Source organism: Acidovorax sp. GW821-FHT10E03, from assembly GCF_059415205.1.
In genome coordinates this window covers 165,478-183,598 of the sequence record NZ_JBWKMU010000006.1, presented here as the reverse complement: position 1 = coordinate 183,598, position 18,121 = coordinate 165,478, and the positions used below count along the sequence as shown (strand labels likewise).

The 18,121-nt window shown below is 62.8% G+C and carries 17 protein-coding genes; 5 read left to right on the top strand and 12 right to left on the bottom strand.

Features of this window, described 5'->3' with window-relative positions:
• Positions 1–308 precede the first annotated feature (308 nt).
• From AC07OD_RS12475 to AC07OD_RS12465, 3 genes are all read left to right on the top strand, one after another.
• Complete coding sequence (locus AC07OD_RS12475; protein ID WP_218297156.1) at positions 309–1,043, top strand: TerC family protein; 735 nt, start codon at positions 309–311, stop codon at positions 1,041–1,043.
• A gap of 87 nt (positions 1,044–1,130) precedes the next feature.
• Positions 1,131–1,589, top strand: a complete 459-nt coding sequence (locus AC07OD_RS12470) for a hypothetical protein (RefSeq protein ID WP_218339445.1) — start codon at positions 1,131–1,133, stop codon at positions 1,587–1,589.
• A 103-nt stretch (positions 1,590–1,692) separates the two neighbouring features.
• Positions 1,693–2,046 carry a phage holin family protein gene (locus AC07OD_RS12465; protein ID WP_218297158.1) on the top strand — a complete coding sequence of 118 codons (354 nt, stop codon included), beginning with the start codon at positions 1,693–1,695 and terminating at the stop codon, positions 2,044–2,046.
• Here AC07OD_RS12465 and AC07OD_RS12460 read toward each other — a convergent pair.
• Positions 2,014–3,537: a M48 family metalloprotease gene (locus AC07OD_RS12460; protein ID WP_494596900.1), complete on the bottom strand. Its 1,524-nt coding sequence runs from the start codon at positions 3,535–3,537 to the stop codon at positions 2,014–2,016. The genes AC07OD_RS12465 and AC07OD_RS12460 overlap by 33 nt on opposite strands.
• Before the next feature lie 130 nt (positions 3,538–3,667).
• On the opposite strand from AC07OD_RS12460, the gene moaC reads away from it, so the two are divergent.
• Entirely contained in the window at positions 3,668–4,246 is a 579-nt protein-coding gene (gene moaC, locus AC07OD_RS12455; protein ID WP_218297160.1) for a cyclic pyranopterin monophosphate synthase MoaC, read from the top strand.
• Here moaC and tfpZ read toward each other — a convergent pair.
• The 11 genes from tfpZ to sucC all read right to left on the bottom strand — a co-directional run bounded on the left by tfpZ (position 4,199) and on the right by sucC (position 16,951).
• Positions 4,199–4,966: a TfpX/TfpZ family type IV pilin accessory protein gene (gene tfpZ, locus AC07OD_RS12450; protein WP_494596897.1), complete on the bottom strand. Its 768-nt coding sequence runs from the start codon at positions 4,964–4,966 to the stop codon at positions 4,199–4,201. The genes moaC and tfpZ overlap by 48 nt on opposite strands.
• Positions 4,967–5,025: 59 nt before the next feature.
• Positions 5,026–5,556 (bottom strand): pilin, encoded by a 531-nt coding sequence (locus tag AC07OD_RS12445; protein WP_218297162.1) that lies wholly within the window; start codon positions 5,554–5,556, stop codon positions 5,026–5,028.
• A gap of 133 nt (positions 5,557–5,689) precedes the next feature.
• On the bottom strand, positions 5,690–6,238 hold the full coding sequence (locus AC07OD_RS12440; RefSeq protein WP_218297163.1) for a pilin: 549 nt from the start codon (positions 6,236–6,238) through the stop codon (positions 5,690–5,692).
• A gap of 287 nt (positions 6,239–6,525) precedes the next feature.
• Positions 6,526–7,323: a 3',5'-cyclic-nucleotide phosphodiesterase gene (locus tag AC07OD_RS12435; RefSeq protein ID WP_218297164.1), complete on the bottom strand. Its 798-nt coding sequence runs from the start codon at positions 7,321–7,323 to the stop codon at positions 6,526–6,528.
• A gap of 12 nt (positions 7,324–7,335) precedes the next feature.
• On the bottom strand, positions 7,336–9,552 hold the full coding sequence (locus AC07OD_RS12430) for a CHASE2 domain-containing protein (RefSeq protein WP_218297226.1): 2,217 nt from the start codon (positions 9,550–9,552) through the stop codon (positions 7,336–7,338).
• 109 nt (positions 9,553–9,661) lie between these two features.
• A complete protein-coding gene (locus AC07OD_RS12425; protein WP_218297165.1) occupies positions 9,662–10,312 on the bottom strand; it encodes an FHA domain-containing protein in 651 nt (216 codons plus the stop codon).
• A gap of 44 nt (positions 10,313–10,356) precedes the next feature.
• Complete coding sequence (locus AC07OD_RS12420; RefSeq protein WP_218297166.1) at positions 10,357–11,145, bottom strand: Stp1/IreP family PP2C-type Ser/Thr phosphatase; 789 nt, start codon at positions 11,143–11,145, stop codon at positions 10,357–10,359.
• A 17-nt stretch (positions 11,146–11,162) separates the two neighbouring features.
• Positions 11,163–13,796: a CHASE2 domain-containing serine/threonine-protein kinase gene (locus tag AC07OD_RS12415; RefSeq protein ID WP_494596895.1), complete on the bottom strand. Its 2,634-nt coding sequence runs from the start codon at positions 13,794–13,796 to the stop codon at positions 11,163–11,165.
• Between the two features lie 243 nt (positions 13,797–14,039).
• Positions 14,040–14,726 carry a TerC family protein gene (locus AC07OD_RS12410; protein WP_218339452.1) on the bottom strand — a complete coding sequence of 229 codons (687 nt, stop codon included), beginning with the start codon at positions 14,724–14,726 and terminating at the stop codon, positions 14,040–14,042.
• Between the two features lie 152 nt (positions 14,727–14,878).
• Positions 14,879–15,775, bottom strand: coding sequence for a succinate--CoA ligase subunit alpha (gene sucD, locus AC07OD_RS12405; RefSeq protein WP_218297169.1), 897 nt, complete (start codon positions 15,773–15,775; stop codon positions 14,879–14,881).
• Between the two features lie 15 nt (positions 15,776–15,790).
• The gene (gene sucC, locus AC07OD_RS12400; RefSeq protein ID WP_218339453.1) at positions 15,791–16,951 is read right to left on the bottom strand and encodes an ADP-forming succinate--CoA ligase subunit beta; all 1,161 of its coding nucleotides are present in this window, start codon (positions 16,949–16,951) and stop codon (positions 15,791–15,793) included.
• A gap of 221 nt (positions 16,952–17,172) precedes the next feature.
• On the opposite strand from sucC, the gene argC reads away from it, so the two are divergent.
• Positions 17,173–18,105 carry an N-acetyl-gamma-glutamyl-phosphate reductase gene (argC, locus tag AC07OD_RS12395; RefSeq protein ID WP_494596892.1) on the top strand — a complete coding sequence of 311 codons (933 nt, stop codon included), beginning with the start codon at positions 17,173–17,175 and terminating at the stop codon, positions 18,103–18,105.
• Positions 18,106–18,121 lie beyond the last annotated feature (16 nt).

Here is an 18,121-nt window from a genome sequence, read left to right as displayed (position 1 = left end):
AGTAGCTCCCGACTTGCATTCCGGCACGGCCAGGCGCTGGCGATTGGGAAGCGAGGCATCGGAACCGTCGTCAATACGAAGCGAAACATCGCTTCCGGCGGTCCGGGTTCAGCGCACCCCACCAGGGCGCCGGACTGAGCAAGACCTTTGATGGGCCCGCCAGGGCTGATCAAGGCCGCCCTTCGCATTCACGCCCCAGCCCCGGGGCCGTCCTGATCCTCCTGCCGCGGGCCCTCTATCCCTTGGGCGGACTCGGCGCTACAGTGGCGGCGAGACCCTCCTTCGCGCACATTGATACTGAGGACTTTATGGACTTTTTGGCTTCGCCCGAATTCTGGCTCGCACTCGGCCAGATCATCATCATCGACATCCTGCTGGGCGGCGACAACGCGGTGGTCATCGCGCTGGCCTGCCGCAAGCTGCCTCCCGCACAGCGGACCAAGGGCATCATCTGGGGCACAGCCGGCGCCATCGTGCTGCGCGTGATCCTGATCGCCTTCGCGATGACCTTGCTGGCGCTGCCGTTCCTCAAGTTCGTGGGCGCGCTGCTGCTGGTGTGGATCGGCGTCAAGCTGCTGGCCCCCGATGAAGAAGGCCACGGCGACGTGCAGGGCAGCGACAAGCTGCTGGCCGCCATCAAGACCATCATCGTGGCCGACCTCGTGATGAGCGTGGACAACGTGATCGCCATCGCGGGCGCGGCACAGAATGCGGGCGACCACTCGTTCCTGCTGGTGGTGCTGGGCCTGCTGATCTCCATCCCGATCATCGTCTGGGGCAGCCAGCTGGTCATCAAGCTCATGGAGCGCTTCCCCATGATCATCACGCTCGGCGGCATGCTGCTGGGCTGGATCGCTGGCGGCATGCTGGTGACGGACCCCGCCTTCTCCAACCCCGACAAATGGCAATGGATGCTGAAGCTGCCGCAGACGGACGTGATCAAGTACGGCGCCAGCGTGGCCGGTGCCCTGCTCGTCTTGCTGGCGGGCAAGATCATCCTTGCACGCCGTGCGGCCGCGGCACCAGCCGAGCAGCAGGGCTGAGGAATAGAGGCAACAATCTGAACCGGCCAGGAGAAAAAGGGGGGCGTTCAGCCCCCCTTTGTTCTTGGCACCAACAGGAGAGGCGGTATGGACAGAGTCATCGTGTATGTGGACGACGCGGCATATGCGCAGCAGGTGCTGGCACCCTTGTTCGCCCGTGACGCGGCTGCCCAGACGCAGTGGGTGCTGGTGGCATGCGCGCCGCGAATGACCCACCGCATCAGCAAATGGGTGAGCCACAGCGCGCGGGAGAACTGGCGGCTCAAGTGGGCAGACAAGCTGTTCGCCCAGATTCTTCCCGTGCTGCGGGTGCCTGCGGGCAGGGTGACCACGGTGCTGGCCAAGGGGCCGCTGGCCGAACTCACGGACCAGCTCCAGGCTGCGGGGGCGTCTGTCGCCCAGGTGGTGGATGCCCGCCGGCCGAAGACCGACATGCCCCAGGAGCCCGCCCGTCCCGACAACAACAAGCGCTGGTCGCCGCTGCCCGGAACGCTGGGCAGCCTGCTCACGGGCTTCGGGGCGTTGTGGGTGCTTGCACTCGAGTAGACCGGCGGCGGGCCTGCATGGGCGCCTTCTTCCCGGCGTCGGGGGGCGAGGGGCCTGCTTCGCGCATTTCCTTTTCACGCCGGGCCGGTGCTATTCTCCGGCCATGAAACTCCTTCTGAAATGGCTGCTCAGCGCCGCGTCGCTGCTGTTCGTGGCCTATGTCTACAGCGGCGTGGAAGTGCAAAGCTTCACGTCCGCATTGATCGCGGCCTTTGTGATTGGCCTGTTCAACGTGGTGTTGCGGCCGGTGCTGGTGGTGCTGACACTGCCGGTCACGATCGTCACCGTGGGCCTCTTTCTCTTCGTCATCAATGCGCTGATGTTCTGGGCGGCGGCCAGCGTGCTGGACGGTTTTCACGTCAATGGCTTCGGCGCCGCGTTGCTGGGATCGCTGATCTACTCCCTGCTCGGCGTGGTGATCGAATCAGCGCTCGGCGGCCTGTTCACGAAGAAGTGACTCCACGGCCCGCAGCCGCGTGTCGATGATGGATGCCTCGATGTGGTCCACCTGCGGTCCGCCACGCCGTGCGAGATCCTGGCCTGCCTTGAAACGGTCCACCGCCGCCGCGTAGTCATAGCGCGCGGCGTGCGCCTCCGCTTCCGCACGCACGGCCCGCAGCGGCTGGCCTTGGGCCTGCCAAGTCGATGCCAGGAGTTGCCACGCCGTGGCGTCCCTGGGGTTTGTGGCAACCCAGCTTTGCAGTGGCCCGCCGCCCTCGGCCGCACGCCCGGCACGCAGGAGGGCCTGTGAACGCAGAACCAGTTCAGGGCGGCGGTTGCCGCCATGGCTGTCGCCGCCGCCCACATCGCTGGAAAGCATGTTCACAGCGGCGCCTGCCTCGCCAGCCGCCAGTTCAATTTCGGCCTCCAGCAGCCTTGCCAATCGGTGGGCCGGGGCGTCGCTGCGAACCAGATCTTCCAGTTTTTTTGCGGTCGCGCGCGCGCCTGTGGCATCCCGCAGTTGGCTGCTGCCCAGGGCTGCCGCGTACAGCACGGCGGCGCGCCGGGTGGCGGGCTGGGAGGTAAACCCCGTGCCCTGGGGCTCGGCGATCCACTGGCGCAGGGTGTCGACCCCCGGATTGGACAGCACCCTGGCACGCGCCGCGACCATCGCGTGTTCCAGCGTGGAAGGCGCTGCCGCCGTGGTGGTGGCACCCGGGGGAATGCGCGAGTGCATGTCCGCCATGCGCTCGGTGGTCAGCGGGTGGCTGCGCAGATAGGGCCAGGAGCCGTTGTCGTTAAGACGGTTGGCCTGCTGGAGCTTGTCGAACATGCTCACGAATCCTTGCGGCGCGAACCCCGCGGGCGCCATCAGGCCGTAGCCGATGCGGTCTGCCTCCCGCTCCATGTCGCGCGAGAAATTGAGCTGGTTCTGCATCGCCAGCGCCTGGCCTCCCACCACCAGCGCCTGTGTGGCACCCGGGTTCTTGCTGGCCGCCAGGGCACCCAGAATCATCGCGCCCAGCAGCAGGGGCGTCTGTTTGCTTTGCTGGGTGACCAGGCGGGAGATATGGCGCTGGGTGACATGGCTGAGTTCATGGGCCAGCACAGAGGCCAGTTCGTCGCGGCTGGTCACGACGCCGACGAGCCCCAGGTGCAGGCCCAGATAGCCCCCAGGCAGCGCGAAGGCATTGACTGTGCGGTCCCGGCCCAGAAGGATTTCCCAGGCAAAGCGCTCATCCAGCTCGGAAGAGAGTTCCCCGCGTGCCTTGGCGGCAGCCATCAGCGGGCGCCATATGCCTTGTACATAGTCCGCGATCACAGGATCGTCGATGTAGTCGGGATCCCGGTAGAGTTCGCGGATGATGCGGTCACCCAGGCGGCGCTCGGCGCTGGTGGTGAGGTCGCTGGAGTCGCCGAGGGTGGGGAGATCGGTCTGGGCCACCGCCAACGGCATATGCAACGCCTCATGAGCTACAAGAAATATAGCTGCTACCGCTTTATGCATAGGCACTCGAAGCCATTTTCGCTGAAATTTCCGCACGAAGGTCCTTCCCATCCGCAGGGCGATGCACATGCCTTGCCCTGTACTAACGCCGTATGATGCCTTCGCCTTCTAAATGTTTCGCTCCATTCGCATGTCCATCTTCACCTCGCCTCTCACCCACTTCGACGCCCAAGGCAAAGCCCATATGGTGGACGTTGGTGCCAAACCCGCTACTCGCCGAATCGCAGTGGCCAGGGGCCGGATTGAAATGCTGCCTGCCACTCTGGCGTTGATCCAATCCGGTACTACCCACAAGGGAGATGTGCTTGGCATTGCGCGTGTCGCAGGCATCATGGCAGCGAAGAAAACCAGTGACTTAATCCCTCTGTGTCATCCTCTGGCACTCACCCGCGTTGCCCTTGAATTCGAAGATTCTGGTGCGCGGCAGCCGGGAACGATTGGCATAGTTTGCTCTGCAACAGTGGAAACGGTTGGCCCTACTGGTGTGGAAATGGAAGCACTCACCGCCGTTCAGATAACCCTACTTACTATTTACGACATGTGCAAGGCCGTTGACAGGGGAATGTCTATCCACGATGTGTGCATAGTGGAAAAGCATGGGGGCAAGTCAGGGAGTTTTGTGACCGAGAGGCTCGCCGAGCTGGGAGGTGAGACTAGGCTGTCAGAAAAAACCATCAATACGGGCGTAAGACACAGGCAAGGCAGTTGATTTGTGAAGAAAAACTACCCAATCAAATCTACGTCCAGCTGTCAGTGGTAGCCAGATTAGATCGGATTCAGAAGTTTTTGCAGCTCGTACCGCAGTGTTTATTCGTTCTGCATCCGCTGGGCGATTAGCTCTCAAGACGGCTATTGACCGCCCCGCCTTCAACACCTGAGGAATCGACAGATCATATGTTTGCCACCAGTCCGGCCGCAGTGACGGCTCCAGCCCTTCCAGTGACATGTCGATGCTTTCCAGCATCTCTTGATTATCTTTGGGTTGCCGGATGCCAACGAGCACTGGCCCCATCCATGGGAGCTGTTGAAGTCCCTTTACCGCATGCGCTAAATGGGCGGAGTTGACTTCTGCCGCCGAAACCAGACGAATACGGTCCACCTCAAATACCAAGCGTACAGGACGAGTATCTGTCACGGTGCTCATTCCGTAGGCCAGCGCTGCAGCTTGGATTAAACCGACGAGCGACATGTCGAGGGTTAGTTCTCTTGCAGACTTAGCGGGATTCCACAACACCAAGGTCAGCAGCGGCCCGCATACCACATCAACCCCAATTACCAACCAAAACAATTCACGGCCAGAAACGAGTTCATAGAACGGCCAGGGATACCAAACATAAAAAACCAGAATCGCGGCCAACGTGGCGATCATGACGGTCACGAGCAAGTGAGTGGTCGAGGCCTTTAGGGCGGCACGGTGGCGAATACGCATGGGACAAAGTAAGTCAAAAAACGTTAAAAACACCAACTCCTATAAACCACGATTTCCCCTTAAAGTGGATGGCGGCAATTGGCTGGTACATAGCGGAAGGCGGTCATCAAGGCCACTCCACAGCCCCATACTACAGGAGCTCTGGCGGCGAGCGGTGACCCGGGGACCGCGGTGTTGGTCACAATGCCGCTGCCGGGGGTCAGAACCAATGGAGTCCCCAATACAGAACCTACCCCACCTCCGTAGTTGATCGTGATGCGGCCTTCTGGCAATACAGGTGCAGAGACGTCTGCAATGGCGCCAATAGCAATCGAGGTGACATGCGTTCCTGGGACGTACTGATATCCATAGCTGCCCGCCACCGGGGCACCCGTGCCAGCATAGGGCAAGATACCGCCGCTTTGCGTTGCAAAGAATGAATCCACCACCGCTGTTTTGGCAGTGCCAGCTAGGCTAAGGCCCTCTGTAACTCGGGCACGGATGGTGTAATCTTGATACATGGGCAGTGCCACCGCTGCCAAGATTCCGATGATGGCCACTACGATCATTAATTCGATCAAAGTGAATCCCGATTGAAAGTGCTGTTTCATGCCTTCTTCCTCTCTTCCATACAACTGAAGTGGCACTTGAATTGAATGAGTGACGAATGAAAGCACAGCAACATTCAAATGTGATTCACCAAAAAAAAGGCCGCACAAGGCGGCCTTTCTCCAATCGCCTTTATTAGACGTTGTTAAAGCGGCAGTTGGCCGGAACATACTTGAAAGAGGCGGTGGCAGCAATGCCGCAACCCCAGACAACAGGAGCGCCTGCTGTCAAAGGACCACTTGGTACGGCGGAATTGGTTACCGTGCCAGCGCCGGGAGTGAGCAACAACGGATTGCCCAAAGTGGTTCCAAGGGAACCGGCATAGGTAACGGTGATTCGACCAGAATTAGCTGCGACGGGAACAGCAATGGTAGTCGCTGCAATCGCAATAGAAGCTACATTGGTGCCGGCGGTATATTCATATCCATACGTGGTGTTTCCAAGCGCGGGAGCGACAATCGCACCGGTGCCAGCATAGGCTTCAATCGTGCCTTGCGTGGTATTCGCAAATGTTTCTGCAACTGCCGTCTTCGCGGCCGATGCCAAGCTCAGGCCTTCAGATACCTTGGCGCGGATGGTGTAGTCTTGGTAAGCAGGCAGTGCCACAGCAGCCAGAATACCGATGATGGCCACTACGATCATCAGTTCGATGAGTGTGAAACCCTTTTGCAGATTGCGCTTCATAAGAAACTCCTTGGAGGTCGATTGCAATTAACAACCTGCAGAAGAATTCTCCAGGTCTGATCATGATGCAGCATTTCTCATGCCAGCTTGGTGTCTGCCAAAGGCAGTGAGTCCACTCTGCACGATCCCAGCTCGCTGGCGCAGCCTAATATGCGGCTACGGAGGATGGGGTGACATTTTTGTTCCGTCACGACTGTCATCGATTCCATGTTTTGTTGCCAGTTGTGCAGGATTTGTCATTGAAGCTGCGCAGCCGACGAGGGGGCGCGTGCGTGAACAACGCTGGTCTACAAGGTGAATTCCTGTCCTGCCTGTAACCACTGGATGCTAAATGGGGTCCCCTCATCCGAAAGATTGACAGTCTTGTCGGCAAGCAGCTCCCGTATCTCGCCCATGATGACTTCCGTTTCAGCCGGCTTGGTGTGGGTGATGTACACCGGACAGCCACGCTGTTCGCACAGGCGCAATTCTGCCAACAACGACCGAGGCGACAGGTGCAAGCTACGGCGGGCCAGGGCTCTCTCGCGTTCGCTAAATGCGGTCTCCATGACGAGCATGGCAACAGGCAACTGGTTCACCCGGTCCCAGAAGGCCGAGTTCCGTTCGGTATCACCGCTGAAGACCCACCATCCTTGCAGTCCTTGAATGGCATAGCCCACCGCGGGCACGGTGTGGACTGCTGGAAGGACCTCCACGACCACACCAGCGGAAGTACATTGTTCGCCCACATTGAGCGGACAAAACCGCATGAATGGACTGTCTGTCGAAGGGATACGTGCGAAGTCAGGCCAAATGATATCGTTGAAGATGTGTTTGCGCAGCACCTCAATTGTCGGCCGCAAAGCGTGAATTTGCACAGGGGCTTGGCGAAGCGACGACACGGCGTCGAGCATCAGCGGCAACGCCGCGATGTGATCCAGATGGGAATGCGTCAGAAACACATGGTCGATCTTGCGCATCTCGTCCAGTGTCAGGTCGCCCACCCCCGTACCCGCATCGACCAGAATGCTATCGTCGATGAGGAAGGAAGTAGTCCGGCAATCTTTGGCGATGGCCCCGGAGCAGCCCAATACACGAACCTTCATGGGCCAACCTGTCTATTTAGTGTCGAAATTGGTGGCGTCGTCCCATTCTGGGTCGAAGAGCTGCCCTTGTAAGGTTTGCACGCGGGACGCATACATGTCATAGATGGCAGAGGGCACGGTAGTTTGCTGCAAGCTCACCAGCAGTTTGTCGCATTGTGCCCAGTCCTGGGCGCGATAGGCGTCCAGAAAGTGCTTCCATATGGATAATTCTTCCGCTTTCTGAGGCATCGTGGCGTGCAGTGCGGCAACCGGCGAATAGATAGCCACTGCCTGAGCCTTGCCCTTGACGCGCACCCGATCCAACTCTTGCCAGACAAAACCTGGTGCCTGGGCTTGGGTGGATTCACTCGCCACGGTGCGAACGCCATAGTGCTTGGACAGGCCCTCTAGACGAGATCCCAAGTTGACCGCGTCGCCGATGACCGTGTAACTGCGCCTCATTTCCGAGCCCATGTCGCCCACACACATGGTGCCGGTGTTGAGTCCTATGCCGATACCAATCTCCGGTAGCTTGCGCTCCCGATGCGACAGATTGATCTGTTCCACTGTCTGCTCCATGTCCAGCGCTGCCCGCACCGCCAGTTGCGCATGGTCTGGCGTAGCCACCGGCGCTCCCCAGAACGCCATCACGCAGTCCCCCATGTACTTGTCGATGGTGCCGCGATGACTGCGAATGATGTGGGTGAGCCGGCTGAACACCTCGTTGAGCAGGGCTTGGAGTTGCAGCGGTTCCATCTGTTCCGACATGGCCGTAAACCCCCGCATATCGCAGAACATGACGGTCAGTTCCTGGTTGCTGGCCTGCATGCTGTATTTGTCGGGCTGCTTGACCATCTCGTCCACCAGTTCCGGCGGCACATACGTGCCAAACAGCGCAGCCAGTTCCCGCTTGGAGCGGCTTTCCACAAAGTAGCCGTAGACCATGTTCAGGGCGAATGCGAACACCGCCATCACCACCACGGTAGCCAATGGCATGGCCAGGCCATGGGCGAGGTAGAGCCAGAGATTGAGCACGGCAAGGACTGAGACGGTCCCAAGGCTGAGCAAGACCGCGGAGGTCGCCGAAAGCGCTGGCAGCGCCACCGCCAGCAAAAGGCCTGCGATGAGCAGCTGCACGGCATCAAAGCCCACGGCGTAGTCTGGCCGCACGATGCTTTTCCCGTCCAGAAAGGCCGAGAGCATGTTGGCGTGCGTCTCCACGCCTGGGTAGGTGCGGCCCACCGGGGTCACGCGCAGGTCCAGCAAGCCGGGCGTGGTCGAGCCCACCAGCACCAGCTGGTTCTGAAGGCTATGGGAAGGGAGCTTGCCCTCCAGGACGTCGGACGCGGAGATGTACCGGAACGACCCACCGCCGACATCCCCGGGGCCGCGAAAGGGGATGAGGGTTGCGAGCTGGGCGTCCACGGGCAATGCCAGCGCGCGGCCATCCTGGCGCAGCACGACGCTCTGCAGCGTGTCATATCCGCCTTCAGGAAGGGGGCTGGCAAAGCCGGGGTGCACTTCCGGCATGCCAAGCACCGTGCGAAACATCGCCAGCGCGAGGGATTCGTAGTACTTCCCCTGGTGCTCCGCAAGCAGGGGGAGGGAGCGGACGACGCCATCGTCATCGGTGATGGAGTTGAAAAAGCCTGCGGCGGGCACGGCGCTGGCAAGCTCTTCGATGTTGCTGCCATAACCGCCCCAGGAAGTGGTTTTCAGCGGCAGCCCGCGCAGCCGCTCCGGGGAGAGCGCTGGCGCGGGCAACACGCCTTTTGTCCTTCCGTCCCGGTCGCTGGTGAGGTAGTAGCCCAGAACCGCCGGCCGCCCCTGGAGCGACCGGGCGAAGAGCGCGTCATAGTCGAGCGCCGGGGCCAGGCGCACGAGTTGTTCCTTGAACCCTGCCTGGGCCCGCAAGGGGCCCCGGGCCAGCTGCTCGAGGCTCGAGAGTCCCGAGCTTCCGTCGGCTTCCGCAAAGAGGACGTCGAAGCCCACGACCGCCACCTGCTGGCGCTCGAACAATTCACGGCTCAGGGTGGCGAGCTTGTCCCGCCCCCAGGGCCAATGCCCCACCCGCTCCAGGCTTTTCTCGTCGATGTCGACGATGACGATGCGCTCGTCCAGCGTGCGCGGCATGGTGGCGCGCAGCCGGGTGTCGTAGATGATGTTTTCCAGCCGCTCCAGGACCTGGAGATGAAGAACGCCTGCAATGTGCAGCAGCGCAAATACCAGCGGAATCAACGTGACCGCCATGCGCCGCCCATGGCGCCAGAACAGGTGCAAGACGGGATTGCGCACGAATTCCAGGGGCAGTGGGCCGGAATGAGCCGCCTATGGGGCTGCTGCAGTCCGGCGGTGGCGGTCAGCTCTGTTCGAACTGCATTTCCGTGCCGGCCAGTTCGAGCCGGTCACCGTTCTTGAGCGGCACGGGCGATGTTCCGATGGAGGCGCCGTTGAGCAACGGCATGTCGGGACCTTCCACATGGGCCAGCACGAATCCTTGATGGCGCTTGGTGATGGAGGCAACCGCCACGCCAGGCTTGCCAATGGTGGTGACCACCTTCTGCAGCGACACTTCACGCCCGGCGGCGGCTCCCGACATGACCCGGATGACCGCGGAAATGGGAACAGGAGCCGGCGCCGGAACTGCGGGGCGCGCGGCTGCGCCGACGGGCGGGACCATGCCGGGCTTGAAGATCATGGTCTTCTCGAAGTTCTGCCCCTCGGCCTCGTGCAGGAAGCGGATCTTGTACTTGCCCACCTCGACCGTGTCGCCGTTGCGCAGTTCCTGCCGCTTGACGGCCTTGGCATTGACGTAGGTGCCGTTGGTGCTGCCCAGGTCTTCAATCTCCACATCCTGGCCCGCCATGTGGATGACGGCATGCTCGCCGCTCACAGCGAGGTTGTCGATCACGATGTCGTTGTAGGGGCGCCGGCCCAGCGTGGTCCGCTCCTTGGTCAGTTGCACTTCCTTGATGACAACCCCGTCGATTGAAACGATCATTCTGGGCATGATCCACTCCTGATGTGATGAGTAATTGTTGTAGTAGCGGCCACTCACGCGGCCCCTAGCAATCGGGACATAAGGCCGCGCTTCTTGCCTCCCGCGGCCGCTTGCACCAGCAGTACGCTCACGTTATCACGGCCACCATTCGCATTGGCGGTGTCGATGAGCAGTGTGGCTTTTTCCTCCAGGGGAACAGGTGCCCGCACCAGTTCCGCCAGGTCCGCGTCCGCGACCATGTCCGTGAGCCCGTCCGAACACATCAGGAACAAGTCATTCGGCGCGACCTGGAATTCGTTGACTTCCATCATGACGTTGGGCTCCACGCCCAGCGCGCGGGTGACCAGGTTGCGGTTGGACGACAGGGCCGCTTGCTGTGCGGTGAGCAAGCCGGCATCCACCTGTTCCTGAAGCCAGGAGTGGTCGCGCGTGATCTGCTGCAGGACGCCGTCCCGCACGCGGTAGCAGCGGGAGTCGCCGATGTGCCCGAGGATGAGGCGGCTGCCGTGGAAGACCCCCACCACCAGCGTGGTGCCCATCCCTGCGTACTGGGGGTTGGACAGCGACGCTCCAAGGATCGCGTGGTTGGCGTTCTCCACGCAGATTTCCAGGGCGCGGCGTACGTCGGTGGATTGCGGCGTGCCGCCTGCCTGCCCCAGCCAGCGGGCCATCTCGGTGCGGATGAAGGTGGTGGCCATGCCGCTTGCCACTTCGCCGGCGTTGTATCCGCCCATGCCATCGGCCAGGATGGCGACCTGCGCATCCCGGTCGACCGCCACCGCGTCTTCATTGTTGGTGCGCACGCGGCCTTTGTCGGTCCGCGCGAAAAATTCGTAGGTCATGGATGTGGAGGCGTGCGTCATCGGGCGCCTGGAATCGGCGGGGATGCCGCACCCCGCCCGGCGGGTGGCTCCATCACGGTTTCCTGAAAATCCGCCATTTCATGCCCTGTTGCATCGCGGTCCGCATCATAGACGACTGCTTCCGGGCTCGGTAACACTTCCGGCGCCGAGGATGCTGCGCCTGCCTGGCGCAGGTCGGAAGCGAATTGCCGCCCCGTCTGGTAGCGCGCCTGCGGGCGCTTCTGGAGGGCCAGGGCCACCACGCGGGCCACCGCGGATGAAAGCTCCGGCCGCAGCTGGTGGATGTCGGGTGCGTCCACGCTGGCGATCTTGTGCATGAGCTCGGTCATCGACTCGCCGCGCAGCGGCAAGGACCCGGTCAGCAGCTGGAACAGCGTGACGCCCAAGGAATACAGGTCCGATCGGCCATCCACCTTCTTGCCCGCGAGCTGCTCGGGCGACATGAAGCTGGGGGTGCCCAGGACCATCCCCGTGCGCGTCTTGCTGGAGTCCGTGATGCGCGCGATGCCAAAGTCCGTCACCTTCACGGCGTCCGTGGCGGCGTCGAACATGATGTTGGCCGGCTTGATATCGCGGTGCACCACGTTGTGCGCATGGGCATAGTCCAGTGCCTCGGCGACGCGGGCCGCAATGGACAGCACGGTGTCCACGGGCAGGAGCTGCCCGGCCCGGCATGCCTGCGTCAGGTCGGAGCCCTTGAGGAATTCCATGGCGATGTAGGCGAGGTCGTGTTCTTCGCCGGCATCGAATATCGTCACGATGTAGGGATGCTGCAGGCGTCCCGCGGTTTCCGCCTCGCGGAAGAAGCGGGCCCTCGCGTCGATCAGCGCGTCCCCTTCGAATTCCTCTCCCAGGGCCAGCGTCTTGATGGCGACCACGCGCCCGATCTTCGGATCCCGTCCCAGGTAGACGACGCCCATCGCTCCTTTGCCGATCTCCTTGTCGATCCGGTAGCGACCGAGCATCGGGATACCGGCTGTGGCATCGCCCGGCAGGCGCGGCGAGGCCGGCGGGACCGACGCGGGCGTGCTGGAGGGCGGGCCATCCGCGTCCTTCTGCAGCTGGGCCCGCACGCGCTTGTAGCGGGCATATGCATCCTTGTAGGCGCGGTTGTGCTGCAGGATGTGCTTGTAGACGGACTTGGCCTTGGCAAAGTTGCGCTTGCGCTCGAAGTCCTGCGCCAGGTGGTACAGGTTGTCCATCAAGGCATCACTGGGAGGTACCTTGCGCAGGCGCTCGAATGCCATGTCGAGCTGCCCCTGCCCTTGCAGGGCCAGCCCCATCATGCGGTCGGTTTCGGCGGCTTCCCCGGACGATTCCTGGGTGCTGCCTCCCCCCATGCGCAGCGCGGTGAATGCCACCACCCCCACGAGCAAGGCCAGGGCGCCGGGTACCAACGATATCCACTGCCCGGCATGGCGCAGCAAGCCCCATTCGGTGCCTGCCAGGAGCAACAGCAGCACTGCGCTCAGCGCCCATCCCGCGGCGCGTGAAAGCCGGGGAAGAACCAAGGCCACGAAGAGCCAGGCCCCCAGCACCGCTCCCCATGCAGCCGCGGGCGCCCAGGAGGGCCTTTGCACACCGAGGCCCTGCCGCATGGCGGAGACGGTGTGCGCGAGCATCTCGACCGGGTACATCGTCCGTGCGCCCGGCTGAACCCAGAGGGCCGCCAGTGCCTCGCTGGTGTCCCCCACCAAGACGACCTTGTCCTTGAAGGTGTGAAGGGGCACCTTGCCGCTGAGCGCCTGGGCAAAGGACACCGTGGGAAACGGTGTCGCGCCATCCTGCGCGGCATGAAAGCGCGGGTGCATGGCGGCGACCTCGTCCGTGGCAATGTGCAGTCCGCCCACACGCACACCGCGCGGCTCGTCCTGGGTGCGGATCTCGTTCGGGCCCAGATGCAGGCTGTGCCGCGTTGCCAGCAATGCCAGCGAGGGCACCGCGACTCCGTCATACCGCAGCAGCAGTGGGATGCGGCGCACGCGGCCGTCGTCATCCGCTTCCATGGACAGGTGGCCGACGCCTGCCGCCACGGAGCCGAGTTCCGCGATGGGGTGCCGGGCCGACGTGGCGGGCGTGGCGAAGGACCCGGAGTCGGGCAGGACGCTGCGGTGCGCATAGGGGGGCAGCGGCGTGGCCTTTCCTCCGGCCAGGGCATAGCTTGAGGCCAGGAACACATTGCCGGCGCGCTGGATGCTGGCCGCGAGGCGGCCATCGGTGTCGAGCGCCTGCTCCGCCTCGGCGGTGGCACGGCCCAACTCGGCGGCCAGCGGAGATGTGTCTCCGGCACGCGCAAGCGTCTCCCGCACCTTGCGGACGTAGGCAAGGCCGCGGTCGGATTCAGGGGTGGCGAAGGAAGGGGTTAAGACAATGGTCTTGGCGCCCGCGGCCGCCAGCTGGTCGACGAGCCGGGCGTAGACATCGCGGGACCAGGGTGCGCTTCCCAGCGCTGCCAGGCTGGCATCGTCCATGCCGACGATGACAATTTCAGGCAAGGGGGGTGGCGTGGCGACACTGCTCGCTGCGTCATACACGCGGTATTCCAGGGACTGGAAGACACCAGCGGCCGCACACAGCGCAATGACCACCGCCGAGGCCACTGCGCCCCGAAACCCATCGGTCCGCCACATGCCCAGCCACCGACCCGAGGTTGTTCGTCCCACTTGCTATTGGTTCCACACTGTATTTGTGTGGGTAAAAGCAATATCTGCGCCCGGGCGGGCAGGGTGCGCGGCCGTCGCCGTTACCGCAGCGCCGCTGGGCCCCTGCAGGCACGGATGCCCTTCTTGTCGTGGCGAGGCGGCCGCCACGCTGTGGGGGTGCCACTTTTGTCACATGGTGCAACAATTTGTTGCACCATGTGATGGGCGTAATCAGGCCGCCGATTCCCGCCGGGCCCTGTGGGGCCAGAATTTCCCGGCGCCCACCACCAGCAGCGCGCCAAGCGCCGCGGCCACATAGTGCAGCGAAGGATGCGCCACCACATAGCCATGCAGCGCTGCGTCATTGGCAATGGTTTCGCCCCCCACCCATCCAATCAAGGCGGCCCCCATCAGCACGATGGCGGGGAAGCGCTCCATGAGCTTGATCATCAGCGTGCTGCCAAAGATCACGAGCGGAATGCTGATGGCCAGGCCGAGCACCAGCAGCAGCACGTTGCCGTGCGCCGCAGCGGCAACGGCGATCACGTTGTCCAGGCTCATCACGAGGTCCGCAATGAGAATGGTGCGCACCGCCGCCATGAGGCTGCCATAGGCCTTCGACTCGCCTTCCTCTTCCTCATCGTCACTGAGCAGCTGGAAGCCGATCCACAGCAGCAGGCAGCCGCCGACGATCTGCAGGAACGAGAGCTCCAGCAGCTTGGCTGCCACCACGGTGAGCAGGATGCGCAGCACCACTGCCGCGCCAGACCCCCAGAAAACCGCCTTGCGCTGCTGATGGGGAGGGAGGGACCGGGCCGCCAGGGCGATGACGACGGCGTTGTCGCCCGAAAGAATGATGTTGATCCAGACGATCTTCATCAGGCCGATCCAGAAATCGGCACTTTGCACAAACTCCATACTGAACTCCACTGTTATGAATGCAAGAAGCGCCGGGAACCAGGGTTCCGAGCGCTTCTCTTTTTATTGGAGCGGCCAGTTTATCGGGCCTTGCGGCTGCGGGCGTCCGTAGTTGTGCTTACGAATGCCCGTGCCGGTGTAGGGCCGGCAGCTTACTTGAGCTGGGCCTTGAGCAGCTTGCCCAGCTCCGACGGGTTGCGGGTGATGATGAAGCCCGACTCTTCCATGATGGCGAGCTTGGCATCGGCCGTGTCGGCGCCGCCGGAGATCAGCGCGCCGGCATGGCCCATGCGCTTGCCGGGAGGCGCGGTCACGCCAGCGATGAAGCCCACGATAGGCTTCTTCATGTTGGCCTTGCACCACTGGGCGGCTTCGGCTTCGTCAGGGCCGCCGATTTCGCCGATCATGATCACGGCGTCGGTGTCCGGATCATCGTTGAACGCCTTCATCACGTCGATGTGCTTCAAGCCATTGATGGGGTCGCCACCAATGCCCACGGCGCTCGACTGGCCCAGGCCCACTTCGGTCAACATGGCCACGGCTTCGTACGTCAGCGTGCCGGAGCGGCTCACGACGCCGATGCGGCCCTTGCGGTGGATGTGGCCGGGCATGATGCCGATCTTGATTTCGTCGGGCGTGATGAGGCCGGGGCAGTTCGGGCCCAGCAGCAGGGTCTTCTTGCCCCCGGCGGCTTCCTTGGCCTTCATCTTGTTGCGCACCATCAGCATGTCCTTGACCGGAATGCCCTCGGTGATGCAGATGGCCATGTCCAGGTCGGCTTCCACAGCTTCCCAGATCGCATCAGCAGCGCCTGCGGGCGGCACGTAGATCACCGACACGGTGGCGCCGGTCTGCGATGCGGCTTCCTTGACGGAGGCGTAGATCGGGATGTTGAAGATCGACTCGCCGGCCTTCTTGGGGTTCACGCCTGCCACGAAGCAGTTCTTGCCGTTCGCGTATTCCTGGCACTTTTCGGTGTGGAACTGGCCGGTCTTGCCCGTGATGCCCTGGGTGATGACCTTGGTGTCTTTGTTGATGTAGATCGACATGTGTGTTCTCCGGGCTTACTTGACGGCAGCAACGATCTTGGTCGCAGCTTCGGCCATGGTGTCTGCGGCGATGATGGGCAGGCCGGACTCGGCCAGCATCTTCTTGCCCAGCTCTTCGTTCGTGCCCTTCATGCGCACGACCAGCGGCACGTTCAGGTTCACGGCCTTGCAGGCGGTGATCACGCCGGTGGCGATGGTGTCGCACTTCATGATGCCGCCGAAGATGTTGACCAGGATGCCTTCGACCTTGGGGTTCTTGAGCATGATCTTGAAGGCTTCGGTGACCTTCTCGGGGGTGGCGCCGCCGCCCACGTCCAGGAAGTTGGCCGGCTCGCCGCCGAACAGCTTGATGGTGTCCATGGTCGCCATGGCCAGGCCGGCACCGTTCACCAGGCAGCCGATGTTGCCGTCCAGGCTGATGTAGGCCAGGTCGAACTTGGATGCTTCCACTTCGGCTGGATCTTCTTCGTCCAGATCGCGGAAAGCCACGATGTCAGGGTGGCGGAACAGCGCATTGGCGTCGAAGTTGAACTTCGCGTCCAGGGCCATCAGATTGCCCTTGGAGTCGCAATTCAGCGGGTTGATTTCCACCAGCGACGCGTCGGTGTCCATGTAGCACTTGTAGATCTTGGCGAAGATGTCCACGGCCTGGTCAATGGAAGCACCGGTCAGGCCGATGGCGGCTGCGACCTTCTTGCTCTGCTCGGTGGTGATACCGGCAATCGGATCGATCATCTCGGTGATGATCTTCTCGGGCGTGGAGTGCGCCACTTCCTCGATGTCCATGCCGCCTTCGCTCGAAGCGATCAGGGCCACCTTCTGCGTGGCGCGGTCGGTGACCAGCGAGACGTACAGTTCGTTCTTGATGTCGGCGCCGTCTTCGATGTACAGGCGGCGGACCTTCTGGCCTTCGGGGCCGGTCTGGTGCGTCTTGAGCTGCATGCCCAGGATCTCGCCAGCGATGCGCTTGACGTCGTCGATGGTCTTGGCAACCTTCACGCCGCCGCCCTTGCCACGGCCACCGGCGTGGATCTGGGCCTTGACGACCCACACGGGGCCGCCCAGTTTCTGGGCTGCTTCCACGGCTTCTTGCACCGTGAATGCGGGAATGCCGCGCGGAACGGGCACACCAAAATTGCGCAAGATTTCCTTGCCTTGGTATTCGTGAATCTTCATGAGGTCTCTCTCAGGGAAGGATGGTGGTTACCCGTTTGCCATGAACAACAAAATGTCTGGCCGCGGGCTGGGGACATGGCAACCAGCGACTGTATCATGTTGCAATGCACCATCCTTGTGCGTGGCTGACGGCTTCGCCGCGCCTGCCGGGTGGCAGTTTCTTGGCTTTTCTCGTGGTTTCTTGGCAGACTTTGCTGCCCATTTTTTGCAGGAGCACCCTTATGTCCAGAGTCTTTATCGATGGCGAAGCCGGCACCACGGGCCTGCAGATCCGTGAGCGCCTGCAGGCCATGCCGCAGATCGAGCTGGTCAGCATCGCGCCCGAGTTGCGCAAGGACCCTGCCGCGAAACGCGACCTGATTGCCGGCGTGGATCTGGTGATCCTGTGCCTGCACGACGATGCTGCGCGTGACACCGTGGCGATGGTGGACGAGATTGCCCGGAGCATGGGCCGCAAGGTCAAGGTGATCGACGCCAGCACGGCCCACCGCACGGCGCCCGGCTGGGTGTTCGGCTTTCCCGAGCTGGCCGCCGGCCAGCGCGAAGCGGTCGCGCAGGCGGACCGCGTGGCCAATCCCGGCTGCTATGCCACCGGTGCGATTGCGCTGCTGCGCCCGCTGGTGGATGCGGGCCTGGTGCCCCCGGACTTCCCGCTCGCCCTGCCCTCGGTCAGCGGCTACTCGGGCGGCGGCCGGACCATGATCGAGGCCTATGAGGCCGGCACGGCGCCGTTGTTCGAGGCCTATGCGCTCACGCTGCAGCACAAGCACCTGCCCGAAATCATGCGTTACACGGGCATCACCCGCCGGCCCATCTTCGTGCCGTCGGTAGGCAACTTCCGCCAGGGCATGCTGGTGCAGCTGCCGCTGCATCTGGACCTGCTGCCCGGCGCGCCCAAGGCGGCCGATTTGCACGACGCGCTGGCGGCGCATTACGCCAGGAGCAATACACCCGAGCAGTGGGTCAGCGTGCTGCCCGCCACGGCCGACGGCAAGCTGGATGCGACCGCGCTGAACGACACCAACAAGCTGGAGCTGCGCGTGTTCGCCAACGAAGAGTACCGGCACGCGGTGCTGATCGCGCGCCTGGACAACCTGGGCAAGGGCGCCAGCGGCGCGGCCGTGCAGAACCTGCAGCTGATGCTGGGCCTCTGACGGCGGGGATCGGTGG

Excerpts from the sequence above, each read along its gene's own strand:
- AC07OD_RS12475 (WP_218297156.1), top strand. The coding sequence starts at position 309 with ATGGACTTTTTGGCTTCGCCCGAATTCTGGCTCGCACTCGGCCAGATC.
- AC07OD_RS12470 (WP_218339445.1), top strand. The coding sequence starts at position 1,131 with ATGGACAGAGTCATCGTGTATGTGGACGACGCGGCATATGCGCAGCAG.
- AC07OD_RS12465 (WP_218297158.1), top strand. The coding sequence starts at position 1,693 with ATGAAACTCCTTCTGAAATGGCTGCTCAGCGCCGCGTCGCTGCTGTTC.
- AC07OD_RS12460 (WP_494596900.1), bottom strand. The coding sequence starts at position 3,537 with ATGCATAAAGCGGTAGCAGCTATATTTCTTGTAGCTCATGAGGCGTTG.
- moaC (WP_218297160.1), top strand. The coding sequence starts at position 3,668 with ATGTCCATCTTCACCTCGCCTCTCACCCACTTCGACGCCCAAGGCAAA.
- tfpZ (WP_494596897.1), bottom strand. The coding sequence starts at position 4,966 with ATGCGTATTCGCCACCGTGCCGCCCTAAAGGCCTCGACCACTCACTTG.
- AC07OD_RS12445 (WP_218297162.1), bottom strand. The coding sequence starts at position 5,556 with ATGAAACAGCACTTTCAATCGGGATTCACTTTGATCGAATTAATGATC.
- AC07OD_RS12440 (WP_218297163.1), bottom strand. The coding sequence starts at position 6,238 with ATGAAGCGCAATCTGCAAAAGGGTTTCACACTCATCGAACTGATGATC.
- AC07OD_RS12435 (WP_218297164.1), bottom strand. The coding sequence starts at position 7,323 with ATGAAGGTTCGTGTATTGGGCTGCTCCGGGGCCATCGCCAAAGATTGC.
- AC07OD_RS12430 (WP_218297226.1), bottom strand. The coding sequence starts at position 9,552 with ATGGCGGTCACGTTGATTCCGCTGGTATTTGCGCTGCTGCACATTGCA.
- AC07OD_RS12425 (WP_218297165.1), bottom strand. The coding sequence starts at position 10,312 with ATGCCCAGAATGATCGTTTCAATCGACGGGGTTGTCATCAAGGAAGTG.
- AC07OD_RS12420 (WP_218297166.1), bottom strand. The coding sequence starts at position 11,145 with ATGACCTACGAATTTTTCGCGCGGACCGACAAAGGCCGCGTGCGCACC.
- AC07OD_RS12415 (WP_494596895.1), bottom strand. The coding sequence starts at position 13,796 with ATGTGGCGGACCGATGGGTTTCGGGGCGCAGTGGCCTCGGCGGTGGTC.
- AC07OD_RS12410 (WP_218339452.1), bottom strand. The coding sequence starts at position 14,726 with ATGGAGTTTGTGCAAAGTGCCGATTTCTGGATCGGCCTGATGAAGATC.
- sucD (WP_218297169.1), bottom strand. The coding sequence starts at position 15,775 with ATGTCGATCTACATCAACAAAGACACCAAGGTCATCACCCAGGGCATC.
- sucC (WP_218339453.1), bottom strand. The coding sequence starts at position 16,951 with ATGAAGATTCACGAATACCAAGGCAAGGAAATCTTGCGCAATTTTGGT.
- argC (WP_494596892.1), top strand. The coding sequence starts at position 17,173 with ATGTCCAGAGTCTTTATCGATGGCGAAGCCGGCACCACGGGCCTGCAG.